The following is a 20011-nucleotide window of genomic DNA, read 5'->3' on the forward strand; positions in this document are numbered from 1 at the left end:
AAAAGATTGTTATATATTATTTAGATGACCTGGAAATATATTTATATGTGCAGATCTATAATCAGCCAGAATGCTATTGGGCTGAGCCTATGATCGATCGCAACCAAATTATACACAGCAAACTAACACTTTTATTTCTGGTACTGGCATCCTTTGCCATCAGAGCAATTTCCTCGTTGACAGTTTTTGCAGATGGAAAGGTAACCTTTACCGGGATGGATCCTTTTTACCACATGAGACGAATTATATACACTACTCTGAACTTTCCCTCTACTTTAACCTTTGATTCATATCTTAATTACCCATATGGTTTTGATATAGGCTGGCCTCCCCTTTATGATCAGGCAGCTGCGTTGTTTGCTATGGTACTTGGTTTCGGGAACCCGGACATCCATACTATCGAGGTCGCAGGTGCTATTTTTCCCGCCCTGCTGGGAGCATTGACCATCATACCCATCTATATTATTGCCTCCAGCCTCTTTGATAAAAGGACAGCCCTCTTAAGTGCGGCTGTAATTTCCCTTATACCGGCGCACCTGGCAGTCTCAAGAGTTGGGGCTACCGATCATCACGTGGCCGAAATCCTGCTCTCTACAACCGCATATGCCCTTTTCATGCTCTCCCTGAAGTACGGAAAGGATGCAAATCTTTCATTCTCCAGCATCAAAAAAATAGGTTCACAGAGGTCAATTGCAAAACCACTGGTTTTTGCAGGGGCCGCAGGCATCGTCCTGGCTCTTTCTGTATTCACATGGCTGGGATCGCCCATATTTATCGGCCTGATTGTACTGTATGCGCTGGTCCAGTTCATGCTAGATCTACGGCAGAAGGTATCCTCCGAATATCTTGTGATCAATACACTCACCACCTACCTGGTGACCCTTATTGTTATCACACCTTTCATCTCCACCCTGATCCGCCCGGGTTACGAATTCAGCGGAATGTTCCTTTCCTGGTTCCACGTACTGTATGTGGCGGTCCTATTGGCATCCATAATTGTACTTGGAGCAATCTCCTGGATTATCGGCTCAAAGGGTCTGAAATGGTGGTACTATCCTGTGGTTGTCATAATGGTGGCCGGTACCGGAACAGCGGCTCTTTCATTCATCTCACCGGAGTTATATCAAAGCCTGACTTCAGGCCTTCTCTATCTTTTAGGATGGGGAGAAGTCCTCGGAATGATCACCGAAGCACAGCCGCTCATCTATGACGATGGTTTTACATTAACCCCTCTCTGGCATACCTTCGTCATATTCAGCATAACTGCAGTAATTGGTTTTAGCCTTATCCTCAGAAATGCAATCAAAGATAAATATCCCCCGGAAATGGTATTCTTCATAATCTGGTCCTTTATTGTAACAATACTTGCATTATCCCAGACAAGGTTTACATATCTGCTCTCCATAAACATCGCAATATTAACAGGATACTTTATAATTGCAGTCTTTGATCTTTTTAAGGATGACTCAGACAAGGACAAAAAGAAAAAGAAAAAACGGTCAAAAAACACATCATCTAATATTTCTTTCTGGCAAATTGGGTATGGCACATGCATTTCAATAATATTTATTTTAGTTGTAGGCTTGCTATTCTTTGGACCTACTATCAGTATCCTGACAAACCCCGGGGTTCCACCATCTGACTGGGAGGAATCCCTTGACTGGCTGGAATCCAACAGCCCAAAAACATCATATTATCTGGACCCTGTAGAAAAACCTGAATACGGGGTCTTAAGCTGGTGGGACTATGGGAACTGGATTCTCTATATGGCAGAAAGACCGCCTGTTGCCAATAATTTCCAGACAGGACTGAAAGATTCAGCCAGATTTTTTGCAAGTTCAAATGAATCGGAATGCGTATCAATATTGAAGAAAAGAAATGTAAGATATGTAATCACTGACACTTCAATGGTTGCAGAAAAGTTCACACATATAATGAATATTGCAACAGGTAATTCTTTTACTAATAATGAATTCGAAAGATTTTACATGAGTGAGCAATTCATGGATACGAACCTGGCAAAATTACATATTTCAGACACCGCACAAATTAGCAATCTCCGGCTGATATATGAATCCAACAGTACTTCTCAGAGTATGCATCTTGGATCCAGAATCGATAACTATGAAAACATCAGTAACATCAAAATTTTTGAATATGTACCCGGCGCCACAGTTGAAGGGTTTGCCAGACCTGACAGGGAAGTCCATGCAAAAACAAATGTAACCCTGAGTAATGGACGCATTTTTGAATACTGGAATACAGCTACCACAAATGAATCTGGATGGTATGAGTTAACCCTCCCATATTCAACAACAGGCACACCATACAATGCTAAAGTAGAAAACTATAGTATCACAGCAGATGCAAACACAAGTATGATTAAAGAAGTAGAGGTTACTGAAGAAGATGTAATTTCAGGAAACCGGCTGAGAAATGATTTATTATAATGCCCACAGGCGTCCTGAACCAAGACCTGTAGCCAGATAATTGCATAAAATCCCCTAAACCTGCCATTACCTGTTCAAGGATAATTTATGAAGAGAAGGAATATAAAACAGCTAAATTTAGGCTCTGTAAAGGGCCTTTCCCTTTATTCTTGTTGACATATTATTATTTATTACATTGATTTTTTGCTAATGTAATTTTGGTCATAAAAACACAAAGGTCATGAATGTGTTTTGTTTCAGATTGAAAATTTGGAACTCCCATTAAATCTGTGAATTAATGCGATGATGGTGACGGCGTTTTGTTTCAATTTGCATCAAATGAGGATGTTAAAAAGAAAAAAGGTGGTGGACTGAGGGCGGAAGCTATCTAAAAATAAGCAGATATTTCAGAATAATTGTCCGGGAAACAGGCTAGTAGAGTGATAATAAGAACAAATTTTATAGAAGTTCTGGAAGAGGAACGTTGATCAGAATCCTCTATAGATTGTTTGGCATCGGCCACATAAGGATTTTGTCCTGCAAAACCACTGTATTTCTAGTATTTAGAATGGGCTTGCTTCCAGTTTTAGAAATCTCTGAAATGAATATCTTTATTAGATATCTTTTCATAATTCATTTTTATGGAATTGGCTATACTTAATGATATTATCATTGTTTTTGGAATATCTATTTTTGTGCTTTATATATGTAACAAACTTCATATTTCTATTATAGTCGGGTTTCTGGTAACTGGTATTCTGGTGGGTCCTGATGGGCTGGGATTCATAAATAATCCTGATGATATCAATATCCTTTCTGAGATAGGCATTATTCTTTTGCTGTTTACCATCGGAATGGAATTATCTTTAAAAGAACTCTGGAATATGAAGCGTTCTGTGATACTTGGAGGAGGACTTCAGGTTCTTTTTACAACCCTTGGAACTCTTTTTGCAGCTACATATCTTGGTTTTGGTTTCAGTGAATCCCTTTTCCTGGGCTTTTTGATATCTCTAAGCAGTACAGCAATTGTGCTCAAGACACTCCAAAAAAGAGCCGAATTGCATAGCTTGCACGGTCGCACAATCCTTTCTATATTATTGTTCCAGGATGTCATTGTAGTGGCAATGATTGTGGCAACTCCGTTTTTGGCAGGGGTTGGTGGAAATGATGCAAACTCAATTATTATGATTCTTCTGAAATCTCTGGCAATTATTATATTCATTATGTTTTTTGCCAGATGGCTGATCCCCCATATCCTACATCACATTATCAAAACCCGTAATCCTGAAATGTTCTTACTGTCTGTGATTGTCATATGTCTATCTATTGCCATGCTTACTTACAGGGCGGGACTGTCCCTGGCATTGGGGGCTTTCCTTGCAGGCCTTGTGATATCTGAATCTGAATACAGTCATCAGGCACTGAACAATATTCTGCCCTTTAAGGATGTTTTTTTGAGTATTTTTTTCGTATCAATAGGAATGCTGCTTAATGTACAATTTTTCCTGGAAAACTCCTTACTTATATTACTTGTAACTATTGGGGTTATGTTATTCAAGGGAATTGTCAGTGGTTTTGTTTCTATTGTTCTGGGATATCCCCTTCGCAATTCCATTCTAACCGGTATGGCACTTGCTCAGGTGGGTGAATTCTCTTTCGTCCTTTCAAATTTCGGGGTTGAGTATGGTCTCCTGGACAACTACCTATACCAAATGTTTCTGGATATTTCCATTCTCACAATGGCAGCTACTTCCTTTTCCATTTCCTATTCTCCTTCTGTGGCTGCCAATATTCTCAAACTACCTATACCACATCAGCTCAAGTACGGTTTTGCCCGTAAAGATGTCACAAAGATGTACGATAAAAAGGAAAAAATGTCTTCCCATCTTATCATCGTAGGTTTTGGTTTTAATGGTAAAACAGTGGCAAAAGCTGCAAAGGCAGCGGGTATTCCTTATCTGGTTATTGAAACCAATCCAGAAAGTGTAAGAGAAGGTATTTCAAAAGGAGAAAATATTTTTTATGGGGATGCGACCCAGGAAGGTGTACTCGAAAAGGCTGATATTGATTCGGCAAAAATAATGATTGTTGGTATCTCCGATGCAACGGCAACCCGCAGAGTAATCTGGCTTGCAAGGAAAATGAACCCCAACATTCATATCATTGCACGAACACGTTATTTACAGGAGATGGGTCCACTCTATGAACAGGGGGCTAATGAGGTTATACCGGAAGAATTTGAAACTTCTGTGGAAATATTTGTCCGCCTGCTCAGACGTTACCTTGTTCCGGAGGACCAGATAAAAAAATTTATAGAAGATGTCAGAGCTGATGGATATGACATGTTTCGCAGTATTTCGCATAACCCCTTAAGTTATGAGAAAATGCAGTTTGACATCCCGGATGTGAATATAGTCTCTCTCCGTGTGCCACAGAGGGCTGATGTGGTAGGGATGACCCTTGAAGACCTTTCCCTCAGACAACGATTCGGAATTACAGTCCTGGCAATTAGGAGAGGGGTGGAAATTATCACAAATCCCGGAGGGGATATACGTATTCTGGAAGGGGATATTCTTGTGTTACTGGGAAGTCATGAAGATATGAAAGAAATAGGAGACTTTTTCACGGATCTAAGTGAAAAAAACACAAAAGATACTGAGGAATAATATGGAGCGGGAAGTAGGGCCTATTCTTGAGAAAATTAACCGTAAAGAAGCAACAGTTCTCACCTCTCAGGAAGTTTGTGATATAATTGATGCAGGGGATGATGTTGGTTTTGGGGATGTTGATGTGGTGACTGCTGCCACCAGAGCGATAATGAGTGGAACTTATGCAGTCCTCTCATTTCCGGTAAAAACCGGGGAAAAATTCACCCGCGCATCAGCTGTAACCATAAATGGAGTGGATTCCCATGTGGGTCCATGTCCCAATGAAAGGCTGGGTATCCTGGACTTGATGGTTTTTGGTACTGCACACAGCCATGATAGGGAAAATTACGGAGGAGGCCACCTTTTCCGGGATATTGTGGAAGGTAATCCTGTGGATGTCGATGTAGTTACCGATGAAGGGAAGAAATATTCAGATACAGTATCCATTGAAGATATGCCATACGCCCGGCTGTTTGCAACGCGTCATGCATTTAAGAATTACAGTGCCTTTGTGAATTTTTCTCCGTCTACTGTTTCCACTATTTTCCATGCAACCACTTTTGCACCAGATGCCACCGAAGCCACCCTGTCGGGGTGTGGGCAAATAAACCCTGTAAAGAACGACCCACAGCTCCATGGTATCGGCGTGGGAAGTCGCATTCTTCTCAATGGTGCGGAAGGTTTCATCCTGGGTTCAGGAACGCGTAGCAGCCCGGAAAAACCCAATCTGATAGCAACTGCGGATATGCATTCCATGGAGGCTGATTATATGGGAGGTTTTGCTACGTCTGCAGGTCCGGAATGCATTGTTTCCTGGGCAGTTGCAGTGCCTGTAGTTGATGATTCAGTATTCGATGCTATAAGGCAAACAGATGGTAAAATCCCGCTTCCTGTGATGGATGCTGATCGCAGGGTAAAGGTTGCAATAACAAGTTATGCAGATGCATGGAAAGATGTAGATCTTGAGGTAGCTTTCAATCCCGGCAAATGTCGTGGATGTGATGTATGTGAACCCATGAAAAAATGTCCTATGGAATCAATCTATTTCAACGGGGACAAAGTAGTACTGAACAGGCACACATGCTTTAACTGCGGTCTCTGCTCCACTCTATGTAGCGATGTTTTCAGGGCAGACCTGGGCAGTCTTAAATTCGATTATGAAGGGAAAAATATGGATGTCCCTATTGTTGTGCGCCAGTCAGATCGCAAACGTGCACTCATAATGGCTGAAAAATTAAGGGACAGTATAAAGGACGGTACATTCATCTTGAATGGGATGGTGGAGAGGATATCTCCATAAACCGCTTAATTATATCTGCAGGACAGAGGTGGATAACAGGCACCTTCTTGTTGCCGGGTTCGGTCTTTACTACCAGGACACCACTATCCATTGTATCCAGTTTCTCTTTAAGGTCTGACTTATCGGACACCATGGCAACATTTTGTACGCCGGCTCCCAAAGCAACTTCTTTGAGGTCTGTCAATCCTGCTGTCGCAGTTATTTGATTGCCCGTAGAGCCATATGCACCGTTATCGATGATTACAAGGAGATAATTATCCGGATGCTGGTTGGCTATTGTTGCCAGGCTTCCCATATTCATCAGGACCGACCCATCACCATCAATTGCGAGAACTTTCCTGTCCGGTCTTGCCAGGGCCAGCCCAAGCCCGATGGAAGAAGAAAGGCCCATTGAACCAAGCATGTAGAAATTTGCCTTTCTGTCACATATTTCGTATAATTCTTTTGAGGGGAATCCGATATTTGCAATGATCAGAGTATCTTTATCTCCCTCTTTTTCAGCAAGAATCTCAAGTGCACCGTAGCGTATCATGATTCCCTCCAGAAACCTATACTCAATAGGATAGCTGCTTGCTTTCCTTCTTCAAATGCTTTTTTAGTGGCTTTTTCGATGGTTTTTTTGGCCTGTACAAGATGTGGTTTGTATGCAGGTATATCCAGGACTTCGAGTAGGTGAGGTGTTTTTTCACCCATTGGTACCTGGGCGCAGATGGGCTCTCCTTCAATTCCCCTGTGACTTATAATTATCAGTAAAGGGATGTTGTATAGGCGATTGAGAGATGCCAGGGCATTGATGGAATTTCCCATTCCGGAATTTTGCATCATTATGGCCGGTTTTTTCCCTCCCATATAGGCCCCGGCGCAGATTCCTATGCCTTCCTCCTCCCGGGTGGCGGGAACGTGGATTATGTCCGGATCACTGTCGACCATGGGAATGAGTTTCTGGAGGTTGGCACACGGTACGCTGACAACAAAATCAATACCTGATTCCTTTATACCCTTGAATACTTCCTCGGACGGGTCCATGTAGCCCCATTCCTTTATTCGAATTTGTCTTCAGCTTTTTGTATGATTTTAGCGGGCGCTTCACTGTCTTCAGGGGATACTACGAGATCAGGCTCAAGCCTGATTGTGGCAAGTTCTTTTAAAGCTCTTTTAACTCCTCCGCCGGTGATATTGAGCATTATGAGTTCTGATCTTGATACCTTTGTATTCCTGACAGCTTTTATCAGTGCGGCTGTGGCCACAGCTGCTGAGTACATAATGTCGATACCTTCAAGTTCTTCAAATAGCAACCTGGCTTCTTCGGCCTCTTCATTGGTAATCCCGTAAAGGTCCCCTCCTGTGGCTTCAAGGGCATCTCTCACTCCCCCGCCCACCGCATACGGAGGTTTGCGGTTAAACAACACGGTGTCGTACATTCCTTCTGGACATTTCGGATCCACAGCAACCCCCTCATGTAACTGTATCAATGGAGCACAGGGGAAGTTCTGGGCAAGATGTAACTGTGGCAATTTATCTCCATATCTGCCGTCCTTTTTCAGGCGCATAGCTGCTTCCCAGGCAGCAATCCCGCCGGTTCCACTGCCCACTGCCTGGAAATAGTGGTCCGGCAGATGTTTCATGGTCAGTGTTGCATCCAGCATTACTGTTCCCATGCCATCACGGCGTGCTACGTTCCTGGCACCGCCTTCCGGCATGAATTTTTCCCTATCGGTGATTTGTGCGGCAATGGAGATAGCGTCATAATAATCCCCTTTTACCACTGCAACACAGATGGAAGATGTGGATTTTGCAGGAATCCAGAGTTTTTCCAAGGCATTTTCAGGTACTACCAGAAGCAGAGGAAGTCCGGTAATAGAAGATACATGTGCAAAGGCCCGGGCAGTGTTGCCAGCGGAGGCAACTACCAGTATCCTTTCTTTTTTCTGCTCGCTTACCCTCTGCATAGTGGGATATGCTTCCAGGTCCTTGAAACTGCAGGTTCTCATATAGGCTTCTTTTTCAGGCCAGTAACCGTTAAAGCTTATGAAAAGGTTCTCAAGGCCGAGTTTATCAGCAAGTTTCTCACTTTTGTAGGTTCTTGTTTTGCTGCTACCTTTTTTGATTACGCCTTCCACAGGCAACCAATTGTAGAATTTCCATATTCCGGGAAGGTCACAGGATTCGAACTGCTTTTTTGAATATTCAGTTCTTAAAAGGGAGCCATCAAGGGGGCATAGCATGTCATATTTGCCATAAGTTTTGCCACATTTTGGGCAGATGAGTCTGTATTTGTCCATATAATGGAGTTTGCTGGTGGTCTTATATATCTTATCCTTTCAGCCAGCACGAATTTCTTTTAAGGAAAAAAGAAAGGGATTCTTTTGGTAAAACATCCCCTATGTACTTTCAATGGTTATTCACAAATATGCCGACTATTTCGAATTCATTGAATACGTCTTCCTCATGAGGCGCCTCTTCCATTTCTTCTGTAAGGTCGATACCACCTTCATGCATGCCCTGATGATCCCCGGCCATCCATAACTCACTGTTTGTTACATCATAGACCTTGCCATTATAGGCAACATAGATTTCATCCCTGTCTTTCCCATTGTATTTGGCCAGACCATCCGGTGTAAATTCTCTCATGAAATCTCACTACCCCCTTTATTGAGGTTAGTCTTCTACTTCCATTGCATTAATTATATCGTTGACCGATAGCTCCCCCTTTGCAGCTCTTTTGATCATAGGGTAAATGTAGCTGCAATCATCCATTGCACTCCAGCGTTTTTCACCGACACGGTGAATAATTTCATCCAGGATTTTCTCACATTTCTTGCAGTATTCACTGTCTGCTTCTGCTCCGCAAATAGCACAACTCATAAAACTCCTCCATAATTCCAATTGGTTTTAAAGTTAAAGAGGTTTGTGGAGATTTATATCTGGAAAGTTTACAAACCAATTTTAACATTTAGGATTTGATTTACCGGACTGGCAGTCGGAAAGTAACTCAATGCCCTTGTCTGTCAGCCTGTATTCATCATTTTCAATCCTGACCAGTTCCCCGTTGAGCAGGAAATCGATGTGGTATTTCAGTACAGAAGGCTCTTCGTCGATATTTGCGGATAGTTCTTCTTTGTTGATCCCAAAAGCTCCTATTGTTTTGACTATTTCCCTTCTTAATGGATGGGATGCAGCCTTATTCAACATGTCATGCTCTTTTTTGACAGATTCACCTTTTGATGGTTTCTGCATAATCACATCGTCGAGTTCATCATAGTCATCTTCCATTGTTTTAACCTCTGATTATTCGCAGATGTTTATAACGATTAATCATTTATATTCTTGTTGGCTGTGTTATTGCTACTTATTTTATTAACTATAGCATCTGATAATATGTATAAAATTAAATTACATTTTTAGTAATACAAAAATATATGTATTTATGTTTAAGTGTTACAAATCAGTTAATTATTAATATTAGTTTCATTATTTTATCCAAATAGTATGAATAACAACGATCTAAAAACAGAAATTACATCCAAATGGGATATGGCTGCATCTACTTATGATGACCAGCATGGTCATTTTATAAAAACAGAGGAAGAACGTGAAGCATGGAAACAGGCATTCATAAAAGTACTACCAGAAAAAGAATCCCTGAAGGTACTGGATGTCGGTTGTGGTACTGGGGACCTTTGCTTTTTGATTGCTGAAATGGGACATAATGTAACTGGTATCGACCTATCTCAGAATATGTTAGAAAGAGCTCGTTCAAAGGCCCGAGTGAAAAAATTTGAAATATCCTTTGAAACAGGTGATGCGGAAAATCCTCCCTTCAATGATGATACATTTGATGTTGTCTTTAATCGTCATCTCTTGTGGACCCTACCTAACCCGGATACCGCCCTTTCAAATTGGAAACGTGTTCTAGGTAAGGATGGGAAAGTATTCGTAATTGATGGAATCTGGAATGATGGTTCTATCAATACAAGAATTCGTAATTTCACAAGTGATATACTGACCCTTTTGGTGGAAAAAAGAAATCCTTGGTCTGGTTTCTATTCCGGCAGATTACAATCTCAACTGCCAAATATGGGAGGTACTCCTCTTAAAAGGGCACATGGTTACATGGAAAAAGCTGGTTTTAAAGACATAGATCATCTGGATCTGGGATATATTAGGCGGGTACAGAAAAAATACATGCCTTTCAGGAAGCGACTTCGCTACAATTATGCATATTATTTACTTTACGGCAAGAAATGAACAGGTGAAAAAAATGAAAAATAAAATTCTTTCAATTTTGTTAGTAATGTCGATACTTGCTGTTCCGGTCCTGATGTCAGGATGTACAGACAGTAGCCAGTCTATAGATAGTGATAACAATAATACAGGCGAATCTTCTTCAGAACAGACTCTTGTATTGGGGGAGATGTGGGATATTGAAAATATTGATCCTGCATCTGCAGGTACTGTAATCTGCGAAAAAGCGGCTGTAACTGAAACTCTCGTAGCAGCAAATCCTGATTTTTCATTGGAACCGGGACTTGCTATTACATGGAAGCAGGTAGACAATTTGACATGGAGATTTGATCTCAGGCAAGATGTTAAGTTCCATGACGGATCAATGATGACTGCTGAAGATGTGAAATTTTCTCTGGAAAGGACAATGAATGAGAATCCAAGGGTAAAATCTATGTCAGCAATTGATTCAATAAAGGTAATCGACGATCATACTCTTGAAATAAAAACAACAGAGACAAATCCGATCCTTGCTGGTGTTATGCACTATCCTGATACTTCCATAATCAGTGAGAGTTCCCTGGATGAGAATGGTAATTTTGTCAAACCTGTAGGAACCGGTCCTTATTCTTTTGAATCTTTCAATGAACAAACACGTGTACTTACAGTTGTAAAGAATAAAAATTGGTGGGGGGGCTCCGTGGGTCTTGATAAAATGGTGCTAAAAGGTATGCCCGATCCAAATACAAGAGCTATGGCAATCGAAAATGGGGAACTTGATTTCACTGTTGATGTACCCTATAGTGAAACTGATCGCATTGATGCTATTGAGGGTATAAATGTGGAAAAATATTCCACACCCCGTGTTTACACGATGGATACAAATCTTGAAGATGAGGCTTTGTCTGATGAAAGGGTTAGAAAAGCCATATCATATGCGATAAACAGGGATGATATTGTAGAACATGTCCTTTATAATGTAGGCTCGCCTGCAGCCGGTCCGTTCCTTCCTTCGATGACTTGGGCTAACAAAGATTTAAAACCCTACGAACAGGATATTGACAAGGCCGAAGAATTACTTTCTCAGGCTGGATGGACTGATACTGATGGTGATGGTATCCGTGATAAGGATGGTAAATCCCTTGAGTTTGAACTTTTAACATATGCTGCAAGGCCTGGTCTTCCTCCAATGTCCGAAACAATCGCTGCCCAGCTTAAAGATATTGGAATATCTGTTTCTCCTCAAGTGCTCGAGTGGGGTGCAATATCTGATAAGAGGGAAAGTGGCAACTGGGATCTTGTTCTGGCAGCCTATAACATCGCCATGGTGCCGGATCCTTTCTATGTTTTGAACAACTGGTACACCACTGACGGTCCTGACAACACGCCGGGCTATTCAAATGCAGAAGTCGATTCTTTGGTTGAGGAAGCAAAATACATACGAGACCTTGACAAAAGATATGAGAAATTCAATCAAGTTGAGGAAATTGTGTATGAAGAACAGCCAAAAATCCTGATTGCCTACTATGGTTGTGCTATAGTTAAAAAGGATTCTGTCAAAAATTATGTCTTCGATCCTACTGCCCATGATTACAGGGTCAATGCTGGCATGTACATAGAAAAGTGAAAGTCTTCCCTTGGAGAAGTTTAAAGTTTCTCCCTTCTTTTTTTATACACATTGGATGTTAAAAAATGTACAGGTATATTTTTAAAAGAATGATCTTTACGGCAATCACTCTTTTTGCAGTTTTTGCATTGACATTCTTCTTGATGAATGTGATTCCTGGTGGGACATCTGAGATGATTTTGAAACATACTTTCATCGGGCTTGAAGAATCGGCCACTCAGGAACAAATGGTGCAGGTTTCGGCTAGATACAATCTTAATGACCCCCTATATATCCAGTTTATTGACTGGTTAAAGAGAGGAATTTTTGAAGGTGATTTGGGTATGTCATTTGTTTACCATAAACCTGTCCTGGACCTCTTGTTACTAAGGCTTCCTGCAACCATTATTCTTGCATTATCGAGTATGTTCATTGCTGTTGTAGGTGGGGTTTCACTTGGGATATATGCTGCACTCAAGGAAAACAAGACTGCAGACCATCTACTGCGTTTTCTTACTCTTTTTGGTGTTTCGATGCCCGGATTCTGGGTAGCCCTTGTTTTAATTCTTATATTTTCTGTATATCTGAAAATGGTGCCTGTTGCGGGGTATGGGAGTATAGAAAATCTGGTATTACCTGCATTTGCTCTTTCAATCCACTCACTGGCTTCTATAATGAGGATAACAAGAACCAGTATGCTTGAAACTCTTGGACAGGATTACATAAAGTTTGCAACCGCAAAGGGGTTACCAGTCAACAGAATCATAAGCAGGCATGCTCTTAAAAATGCCATGCTACCTGTAGTAACAGTGCTCGGTTTTCAGATGGGGGCCATGCTTGGAGGATCGGTTATAATAGAAACGGTATTTGCATGGCCAGGTATCGGGAGTTTGCTCGTGAATTCCATATTTGCCCGTGACCTGTATGTTGTACAAGCCTGTATTATTGTAATCGTCTTTCTTTTCTTGATTGTCAATTTCATAGTCGACCTTGTGTATATCTATTTAGACCCAAGAATCAGGTACGGGTGATAGGATTGGAAATTACATGTTTGCAAAATAAAAGTTCTGTCTTTTCATTAAAAAAGGATGGTATAGCTGGAAAAATACTCAACCGGAAAGATATCACCATATCAATTTTGTTACTTGCTTTACTATTTGTGGTTGCAATTTCTTATCCACTACTGGACTTTTCTGATCCAAACACTATTGATCTTACAAACAAAAACCTTGCTCCCTCTGCAGAGAATCCTCTGGGGACTGATTATCTGGGTCGAGACATTCTCAACAGGCTAGCCGCAGGAACGACCACATCTCTTTCAATTGCAGCCGGAGTTTCAGCAATATCACTCTTTGTAGGCATATTTATTGGTTGTATTTCCGGTTATTATGGTGGTATTATTGATGAAACATTTTCCCGAATTATAGATATATTCCTATCTTTCCCTGGTATTGTTTTTGCATTAACCATAATGGGTTTTCTGGGAAGTGGTGTTATAAACTTAATTCTTGCACTATCCATAGTCCATTGGGCCAAATATGCCCGTTTGATGCGTGGGCAGGTATTGTCTATAAAGGAAAACGAATACGTTCTATCTGCAAAAATAATTGGTGCCGGTAATTTCCATATAATGCGAAAGCATCTTATTCCCAACTCTGTTGCTACTGTAATTGTTCTGGCGACCATAGACATCGGGCATGTCATTCTTTCGATTGCTGCTCTTAATTTCTTGGGGATTGGATTACCTTCAGATATACCTGAATGGGGCGCAATGTTGAGTGCAGGGAAGGAATTCATGCGCACTTCTCCTTATCAGACAATCTTTCCGGGTATGGCAATTACAATGGTCGTTATAATCTTCAGTATAATTGGTGAAGGGTTAAGGGATATTTTGGATCCTAATGATACAGGTGGTGAATATTTGTGAGTTACTTAAATGTAAGTTCTGTTTGCGTGGATTTTTTAACTGAAAATGGTTCTGTAAAAGCTGTCAATGATATTTCTTTTGAAATGAATAAAGGAGAAACTTTTGGTATTATCGGTGAAAGTGGTTCAGGAAAATCTGTTATCACACAGGCTATTCTTCGGTTACTTCCTTCAAATGCTGTTGTTAGTGGCAAGATATTTTTTGAATCTGAAGATCTATTGTCAATCGATAATAAGAAGATGAGGCAAATAAGGGGCAGAGAAATATCTTTAATTCCCCAGAATCCTGCCGGCTCCCTGAATCCCTTGCTCAAAAATAAACTACAGGTCGCCGAGGTCTTTGAAGTTATGGGGGTTAATAAAAAAGAAGGTATAAAGAGTGTATTGGGGATGCTGAAAAACCTTCTGATGAAAGAACCAGCTCACATTCTTGAAAATTATCCACATGAACTTTCAGGAGGAATGAAACAGAGGCTTCTTGCAGCAATGTGCCTTTCCTATAAACCCAGTCTTCTTGTAGCAGATGAGCCAACAAAAGGTCTTGATTCATTTTCAAAAAAAGGCACTCTAGATTTATTCAGGCATATGAAGCGGGAACATGGAAACTCTATGCTTGTAATAACTCATGACCTAGATTTTGCACTGGAAATATGTGATAGGGTTGCAGTAATGTATGCAGGACAAATCGTAGAGATTGGGGCGGTAACAAATGTATTGAAAAATCCTTCTCATCCTTATACAAAAGCCCTCTTGAATGCACTTCCGCGTAATGGTCTTATCCCCTTAAATGGACATACTCCCAGCAGGATTAATTTGCCAGAAGGATGTCTTTTTTATACGAGATGTAATCTACGCTCTGATAAATGTGGCAGCGAGAGGCCCGTCACAAAAAGTAATAAAGGAGTAATTGTTCGATGCCACCTCTACTGAGAATAAAAAATCTTGTCAAAACCTTCGAAGACAACAAGGTGCTTAATGGTATTGATATTGACGTAGAAAAAGGAGAAACTCTTGGACTTTTCGGAAACAGTGGATCTGGCAAAACTACTGTAGGCAGATGCATTGTAGGTTTGGAAAAACCTGATTCAGGAAGTATTTTTTTCAAAGGGAATGATTTACGGGCGATGAATCGTCGGGAAAAGAAAAAAGTACGTCCGCAAATCCAGATGATTTTTCAGCATCCTGAGGTTTCTCTTAATCCGAGGATGAAGGCATTTGATAGTCTTGTGGAGCCTTTGAAAATACATGGTTGGGATGACGGATATTCTCTTGAAAATAAGGTTGAAGAGCTAATAAATCTTGTAGGTTTGAGGCGGGAACATCTTGCTCGCTATCCTGCTCATCTTAGTGGAGGAGAGATACAGAGGATCGTTCTTGCACGTATTCTTTCTATAAATCCAGAATTCATTGTAGCTGATGAACCGACATCAATGTTGGATGTTTCTGTACAGGCACAGGTATTAAGGATTATGGAGAAAATTCAGCAGGAAAAAGGTGTTTCATATCTGTTGATTTCTCATGACATCGACGTCTTGAGAAAAGTATGTCATAGGATTGCCTTTCTGAAAAACGGCAGAATATCTGGAGTTGAGAATGCCTGAAAAAATGAAGGTATATCTGCTGGGATTCGAATCCGGTTTCTAAGTTTGGGAATACTGTCTGGATTATTTATCTTAAAACAGTATCCTGCAGAGCCTCATTTTCAGCGATTTCTTTTATCCTCTTGATGATTGCCTGCAGCCCGTCTGATCTTGCGGGTGAGAGATTAGATTTCAACCCAATTTTTTCAATAAAATAAAGGTCCATATCTGCAATCTCCTGAGGATGCCGATTGTTTACGACCCTGAGTAAAAGGGCCATGATCCCTTTGGTTATCATGGCATCACTATCGAGATTAAAGTTCAGTTTGCCATCTCTCTTATAACTTTGAATCCAAACTCTGGATTGGCATCCGCTGATTGAATTTTCGTCGGTCCTGGAATCTTCATCCATGGGTTCAAGTTTTTTGGCCGAAGTGATAAGGAGGTCATACCTGTCAAGCCATTCAAGGCCATCAAATTCCCTTATTATTTCATCCTGGATAGCATCTGTCACGTGTACATCATCTCTACTTTTTCAATCCCTTCAATAAGCCTGTCCACATCTTCTTTTGTATTATACAATGCAAAACTTGCTCGTACTGTGCCTTCTATTGCGAAGGATCTCATCAATGGCTGGGCACAATGATGCCCTGTTCTCACAGCTACTCCCATTTTATCCATTATCAGACCTGCATCATAATGGTGAACCTGATCCAGATTAAAGGAGATTGACCCGCACATCCGGTCAGTATTTCCGTAAACAGTCACATTATCCATCTCCAGCAGTCTGTCTCTTGCGTAAGAATAAACGTCACTCTCATGCTTTTCTATTTTATCCAGGCCTATTTTTTGCATGTAATCAATTGCTGCACCCATGCTTATTGCTCCTGCAATGTGCGGTGTGCCTGCTTCATATCTTAAAGGAGGCTCTTGGTATGTTGTTTTTTCGAGACTTACTTTATCAACCATACCTCCTCCGCCTTTTGCCGGCATGAGATCACTGAAGCGATCGCTTGTATAAAGCATTCCCACCCCGGTATCTGCATACATCTTGTGACCCGAAGCAGCCAAAAAGTCACAACCGATATTTTTTACGTCAAGGGGTAAATGCTGTATTGACTGGGCTGCATCCACCAGAACCGGGACATCATGATCCTTTGCAATTTCAGTTATCTTCTTGATATCGTTTACAGAACCAAGAACATTTGAGACATGACTTATAGCAATCAATTTTGTCTCCTTTGTGATATCTATAGAGTCCAACAGCAAATTGCAATCCTCATCCATCTGAATTGCCCTTAGTTTTGCTCCTGCCATCTGCCAGGGAACGATATTTGAGTGGTGTTCCACACCTGTTACCAGGACTTCATTTCCCTTTAAGGAAGGTTCAAGCGAACGTGCGACCTGATTTATAGCATCGGTAGTCCCGGCAGTAAATGTCACTTCACCGGGGTTGCGAGCACCTATGAAGTCACTTACCTTTTTCCTTGCTTCTTCATACTTCTCACTGGACCTTTCACTCAGGTAATGCACTCCCCTATGGATATTACTGTAATCTGTCTTATAAAAATCAGATATGGTATCAATCACAGAGTTTGGTTTCTGGGTTGTTGCTGCGTTATCAAGATAAACCAATTGTTTTCCATAGACTTCTTTATCAAGTATTGGGAAATCTTTTGCAAAACCTGTCATTGTTTCACCATTTCAACAAGGGAGAACCATTTCTTATCATCGTTAAAGATGCTTTCCACAGAAAGTCCTGCAGCATTTGCCATTTTATTGATACCGTCAACAGTATATTTATGGGAGTTCTCTGTGTGAATGGTCTCGCCTTTATTGAATACTATCTGATTTTTTAAGAAGGGGCTTGTTACTTCCAGGTCTTTCTTTGCCTTCAGGTGCATCTCGATTCGGGAATATTTTTTATTGAAGAATGCAACATGCTCAAATTCCTCCGGATCGAAATTAGTCATAAGGTGATCATTTGCAACATTCAGTATGTTCTTATTGAATTTTGCAGTAATCCCCTGGCTGTCATTATAGGCTTTTTCGATGATGTCAATATCTTTTACCATATCCACTCCCAGAAGAAGCCTGTCGTTATTATTCATGACTTTGCCAAGGTCTGTCATGAATTTCATTGCTTGTTCTTCAGTAAGATTACCGATTGTGCTTCCGAAGAAACAGAAGAACCGTCTCCTTTTTGCAGGGATTTTTTCAATATGCCCAAGGAAGTCGGCAGTAATCCCATGGATATTCATTTCAGGATACCTGTCCTGAAGATTACAGGCAGATTTCTCTATAGCTTGTTTGCATACATCAACCGGGTAATATACTATAGTCCGGCGAATCTCTTCTGGTATTTCATCAAGAAATACAGAAATCTTTGAACAGTCCCCGCTTCCAAGCTCTACAAGATCGCAGTTTTCCAATTCATGTTTCAATTTTTGAGCAGTTGACCTGAGCAATGGGACCTCGACCTTTGGAGGATAATATTCGTCCAGTTTGGTGATTGTTTCAAATAACTCAGACCCATGATGGTCGTAAAAATACATAGAAGGAAGTGTTTTTGGATTTCCCCTCAGGCAATTGATGAGCTCTTCGCGGATGGAACTTTCTCCAACTTTGGGCATAAAATCGTCTATGATCATTTTTCAGGGACCCCGGTTTCAAAAGGAAGGTTATTATTGCTCCATTCAAACCATCCGCCGTCATAGACAGCTGCTTTATTCCAGCCCATGAGCCAGGCATTAAGGAAGGCTTCACTGCCCCTCCAGCCAGTTCCACAGTAGAATGCATTGCGCTTGTCGGGGGTGACTCCGATCTTCTTCCACTTAGCTGCAACTTCCTGGTATTCACGCATGGTATGGTCCAGATTCCTGTAGTTTTCCATGTGGTAGGCATCTGTTCCACAGTCACCGAATACCGTTCCCGGAATCCTCCCCTTCTTTTCAATATAATTATAACCACTTACTTCCCCTATATATTCTCTCCAGCTTCTGACACTCACCAGGTTTTTATCAGGGGATGCGAGAATCTCTTTTGCTTCTTCAAGATCAACAGCAATTTCCGGCTTTTGCGGTATGTCAACTCCAAACGATACTTTCTCATTTTTAGAAGGAACTGTAGTTATTTCATAATCAGAATCCAGCCATGACTGAAGACCGCCATTGAGTATGCGCACATCTTTCACACCTGCATAAAGCATGATGAAAGCACATCTCATTGCACCGAGATGGCCTGCGCTGCTTCCCGGGAACGGATCATCATTATTTGGTGAAGAGAATTTTCCATAAAGTATGACTGTTGTGTCATGTGCTATGCCTGCCTCTTCCAGTGCATTCTTTAATTCCTCAGGTGAGCGGCGATTCCATGTCTCTGGAGACTCAAGGGAGTTTGTATCAATTGGGATTGCTCCGGGAATATGGCCTTCATCATAATCCGAAGGGTTCCTGTAATGAGAATGACATATCACGAATTTATTATTATTGTATTTGGGAGCATTATTTGTTGTGATCAATTGGTTAAGCCAATCCGCTGAAACCAGATGCTTATATCTTTCAAGATGCTCCATGGGCAAATCTTTTTCTGCCCATTCATAAAAATCGTTGAAAACAGTTACGTCGGAGTATCCGGCCCTTTCAAACTGTTTTGCTACTTCTTCTACTCTCTGGCTGTCATACCCATAAATTACCAGAGAATCCTCTGGCAGGATTCCTTTAACTCTGACTATCTCTATCCAGTCAATATAGTGTAGCCATTTATAGGGCAGTGACTTTGCGCCCTTTATGTGTCCGCCTCTTGCCTCTGCCCCTTCTTTCCATCCATTATAGGCGTCAATGGATCTTATATCAATTACCTTATAGTAGTCCAAGTCTTCTGCTAACTGTTTAGTTGTAATTTTCCTCATACTGTATAATTGGTTTAAATCTTTATATATTATGGGGATTCAATTTGAAAAAATCGTCTTTTACAAGATTTTCTGGTATCATCTAGGTGTATTTTATGATCTAACAATTACAAAATAATATGCGGAATTATAGGTAGGCTAGAAAACCACAACTTCTAAAAATTAATAAACTTTATATGATTCAGTTTAAAAAAATCAGTTATATTAATTATGCATCTAGCTTATCATATTGAAAAGGTGTCATGGTTAAAATTAATTGAAATCTATTTAAGATAAACTGGAAAATAAAGATATTAAATTTGAGTTTTTGCTAAAATTATATAAATAACTTTATTTTCTAATTTTTAGGTAATTAAACATCCCCTATGCTATAAATGGACTTTACACA

General features: G+C 40.8%; 19 protein-coding genes. 9 read left to right on the forward strand and 10 right to left on the reverse strand.

What is annotated here, in order from left to right:
- Nucleotides 1–89: 89 nt before the first annotated feature.
- The 3 genes from CI957_RS02165 (at nucleotide 90) to CI957_RS02175 (ending at nucleotide 6377) form a co-directional block, all read left to right on the forward strand.
- Nucleotides 90–2450: an oligosaccharyl transferase, archaeosortase A system-associated gene (locus tag CI957_RS02165; protein WP_096712003.1), complete on the forward strand. Its 2361-nt coding sequence runs from the start codon at nucleotides 90–92 to the stop codon at nucleotides 2448–2450.
- A 620-nt stretch (nucleotides 2451–3070) separates the two neighbouring features.
- Nucleotides 3071–5095 carry a cation:proton antiporter gene (locus CI957_RS02170; RefSeq protein ID WP_128754128.1) on the forward strand — a complete coding sequence of 675 codons (2025 nt, stop codon included), beginning with the start codon at nucleotides 3071–3073 and terminating at the stop codon, nucleotides 5093–5095.
- Nucleotide 5096: 1 nt separating this feature from the next.
- Entirely contained in the window at nucleotides 5097–6377 is a 1281-nt protein-coding gene (locus CI957_RS02175) for a methanogenesis marker 16 metalloprotein (protein WP_128754129.1), read from the forward strand.
- On the opposite strand, the gene comE is transcribed toward CI957_RS02175, so the two are convergent.
- From comE to CI957_RS02205, 6 genes are all read right to left on the reverse strand, one after another.
- Nucleotides 6340–6909 carry a sulfopyruvate decarboxylase subunit beta gene (gene comE / locus CI957_RS02180; RefSeq protein ID WP_096712000.1) on the reverse strand — a complete coding sequence of 190 codons (570 nt, stop codon included), beginning with the start codon at nucleotides 6907–6909 and terminating at the stop codon, nucleotides 6340–6342. The two genes, CI957_RS02175 and comE, sit on opposite strands and share 38 nt — an antisense overlap.
- Nucleotides 6906–7403: a sulfopyruvate decarboxylase subunit alpha gene (comD, locus tag CI957_RS02185; RefSeq protein WP_096711999.1), complete on the reverse strand. Its 498-nt coding sequence runs from the start codon at nucleotides 7401–7403 to the stop codon at nucleotides 6906–6908. The genes comE and comD overlap by 4 nt, the downstream gene beginning before the upstream one ends.
- Before the next feature lie 14 nt (nucleotides 7404–7417).
- Complete coding sequence (locus CI957_RS02190; RefSeq protein WP_096711998.1) at nucleotides 7418–8659, reverse strand: cysteate synthase; 1242 nt, start codon at nucleotides 8657–8659, stop codon at nucleotides 7418–7420.
- A gap of 109 nt (nucleotides 8660–8768) precedes the next feature.
- Nucleotides 8769–9008, reverse strand: coding sequence for a cytochrome b5 domain-containing protein (locus CI957_RS02195; RefSeq protein WP_105460305.1), 240 nt, complete (start codon nucleotides 9006–9008; stop codon nucleotides 8769–8771).
- Between the two features lie 27 nt (nucleotides 9009–9035).
- On the reverse strand, nucleotides 9036–9242 hold the full coding sequence (locus CI957_RS02200) for a hypothetical protein (protein ID WP_072360651.1): 207 nt from the start codon (nucleotides 9240–9242) through the stop codon (nucleotides 9036–9038).
- A gap of 81 nt (nucleotides 9243–9323) precedes the next feature.
- On the reverse strand, nucleotides 9324–9650 hold the full coding sequence (locus CI957_RS02205) for a winged helix-turn-helix domain-containing protein (RefSeq protein ID WP_128754130.1): 327 nt from the start codon (nucleotides 9648–9650) through the stop codon (nucleotides 9324–9326).
- Between the two features lie 216 nt (nucleotides 9651–9866).
- On the opposite strand from CI957_RS02205, the gene CI957_RS02210 reads away from it, so the two are divergent.
- The 6 genes from CI957_RS02210 to CI957_RS02235 all read left to right on the forward strand — a co-directional run bounded on the left by CI957_RS02210 (nucleotide 9867) and on the right by CI957_RS02235 (nucleotide 15734).
- On the forward strand, nucleotides 9867–10625 hold the full coding sequence (locus CI957_RS02210; protein ID WP_128754131.1) for a class I SAM-dependent methyltransferase: 759 nt from the start codon (nucleotides 9867–9869) through the stop codon (nucleotides 10623–10625).
- 13 nt (nucleotides 10626–10638) lie between these two features.
- The gene (locus tag CI957_RS02215; RefSeq protein ID WP_164909007.1) at nucleotides 10639–12228 is read left to right on the forward strand and encodes an ABC transporter substrate-binding protein; all 1590 of its coding nucleotides are present in this window, start codon (nucleotides 10639–10641) and stop codon (nucleotides 12226–12228) included.
- Between the two features lie 65 nt (nucleotides 12229–12293).
- The gene (locus CI957_RS02220; protein WP_128754133.1) at nucleotides 12294–13238 is read left to right on the forward strand and encodes an ABC transporter permease; all 945 of its coding nucleotides are present in this window, start codon (nucleotides 12294–12296) and stop codon (nucleotides 13236–13238) included.
- A 5-nt stretch (nucleotides 13239–13243) separates the two neighbouring features.
- Nucleotides 13244–14134, forward strand: coding sequence for an ABC transporter permease (locus tag CI957_RS02225; protein WP_241645822.1), 891 nt, complete (start codon nucleotides 13244–13246; stop codon nucleotides 14132–14134).
- On the forward strand, nucleotides 14131–15063 hold the full coding sequence (locus CI957_RS02230; RefSeq protein WP_241645825.1) for an ABC transporter ATP-binding protein: 933 nt from the start codon (nucleotides 14131–14133) through the stop codon (nucleotides 15061–15063). Before CI957_RS02225 ends, CI957_RS02230 begins: the two co-directional genes overlap by 4 nt.
- Nucleotides 15048–15734 (forward strand): ABC transporter ATP-binding protein, encoded by a 687-nt coding sequence (locus CI957_RS02235; RefSeq protein WP_128754134.1) that lies wholly within the window; start codon nucleotides 15048–15050, stop codon nucleotides 15732–15734. The genes CI957_RS02230 and CI957_RS02235 overlap by 16 nt, the downstream gene beginning before the upstream one ends.
- Nucleotides 15735–15801: 67 nt before the next feature.
- Here CI957_RS02235 and CI957_RS02240 read toward each other — a convergent pair whose 3' ends face one another.
- From CI957_RS02240 to CI957_RS02255, 4 genes are read right to left on the reverse strand one after another with little or no spacing between them, the layout of a single operon-like run.
- Nucleotides 15802–16227 (reverse strand): SufE family protein, encoded by a 426-nt coding sequence (locus CI957_RS02240; RefSeq protein ID WP_128754135.1) that lies wholly within the window; start codon nucleotides 16225–16227, stop codon nucleotides 15802–15804.
- A complete protein-coding gene (locus tag CI957_RS02245; RefSeq protein ID WP_128754136.1) occupies nucleotides 16224–17405 on the reverse strand; it encodes an aminotransferase class V-fold PLP-dependent enzyme in 1182 nt (393 codons plus the stop codon). The genes CI957_RS02240 and CI957_RS02245 overlap by 4 nt, the downstream gene beginning before the upstream one ends.
- On the reverse strand, nucleotides 17402–18364 hold the full coding sequence (gene egtD / locus CI957_RS02250) for an L-histidine N(alpha)-methyltransferase (RefSeq protein ID WP_096711993.1): 963 nt from the start codon (nucleotides 18362–18364) through the stop codon (nucleotides 17402–17404). The genes CI957_RS02245 and egtD overlap by 4 nt, the downstream gene beginning before the upstream one ends.
- The gene (locus tag CI957_RS02255; RefSeq protein ID WP_128754137.1) at nucleotides 18361–19623 is read right to left on the reverse strand and encodes a rhodanese-like domain-containing protein; all 1263 of its coding nucleotides are present in this window, start codon (nucleotides 19621–19623) and stop codon (nucleotides 18361–18363) included. The genes egtD and CI957_RS02255 overlap by 4 nt, the downstream gene beginning before the upstream one ends.
- Between the last annotated feature and the right edge of the window lie 388 nt (nucleotides 19624–20011).

This window comes from Methanohalophilus sp. WG1-DM, from assembly GCF_004104135.1.
GTDB lineage: Archaea > Halobacteriota > Methanosarcinia > Methanosarcinales > Methanosarcinaceae > Methanohalophilus > Methanohalophilus euhalobius.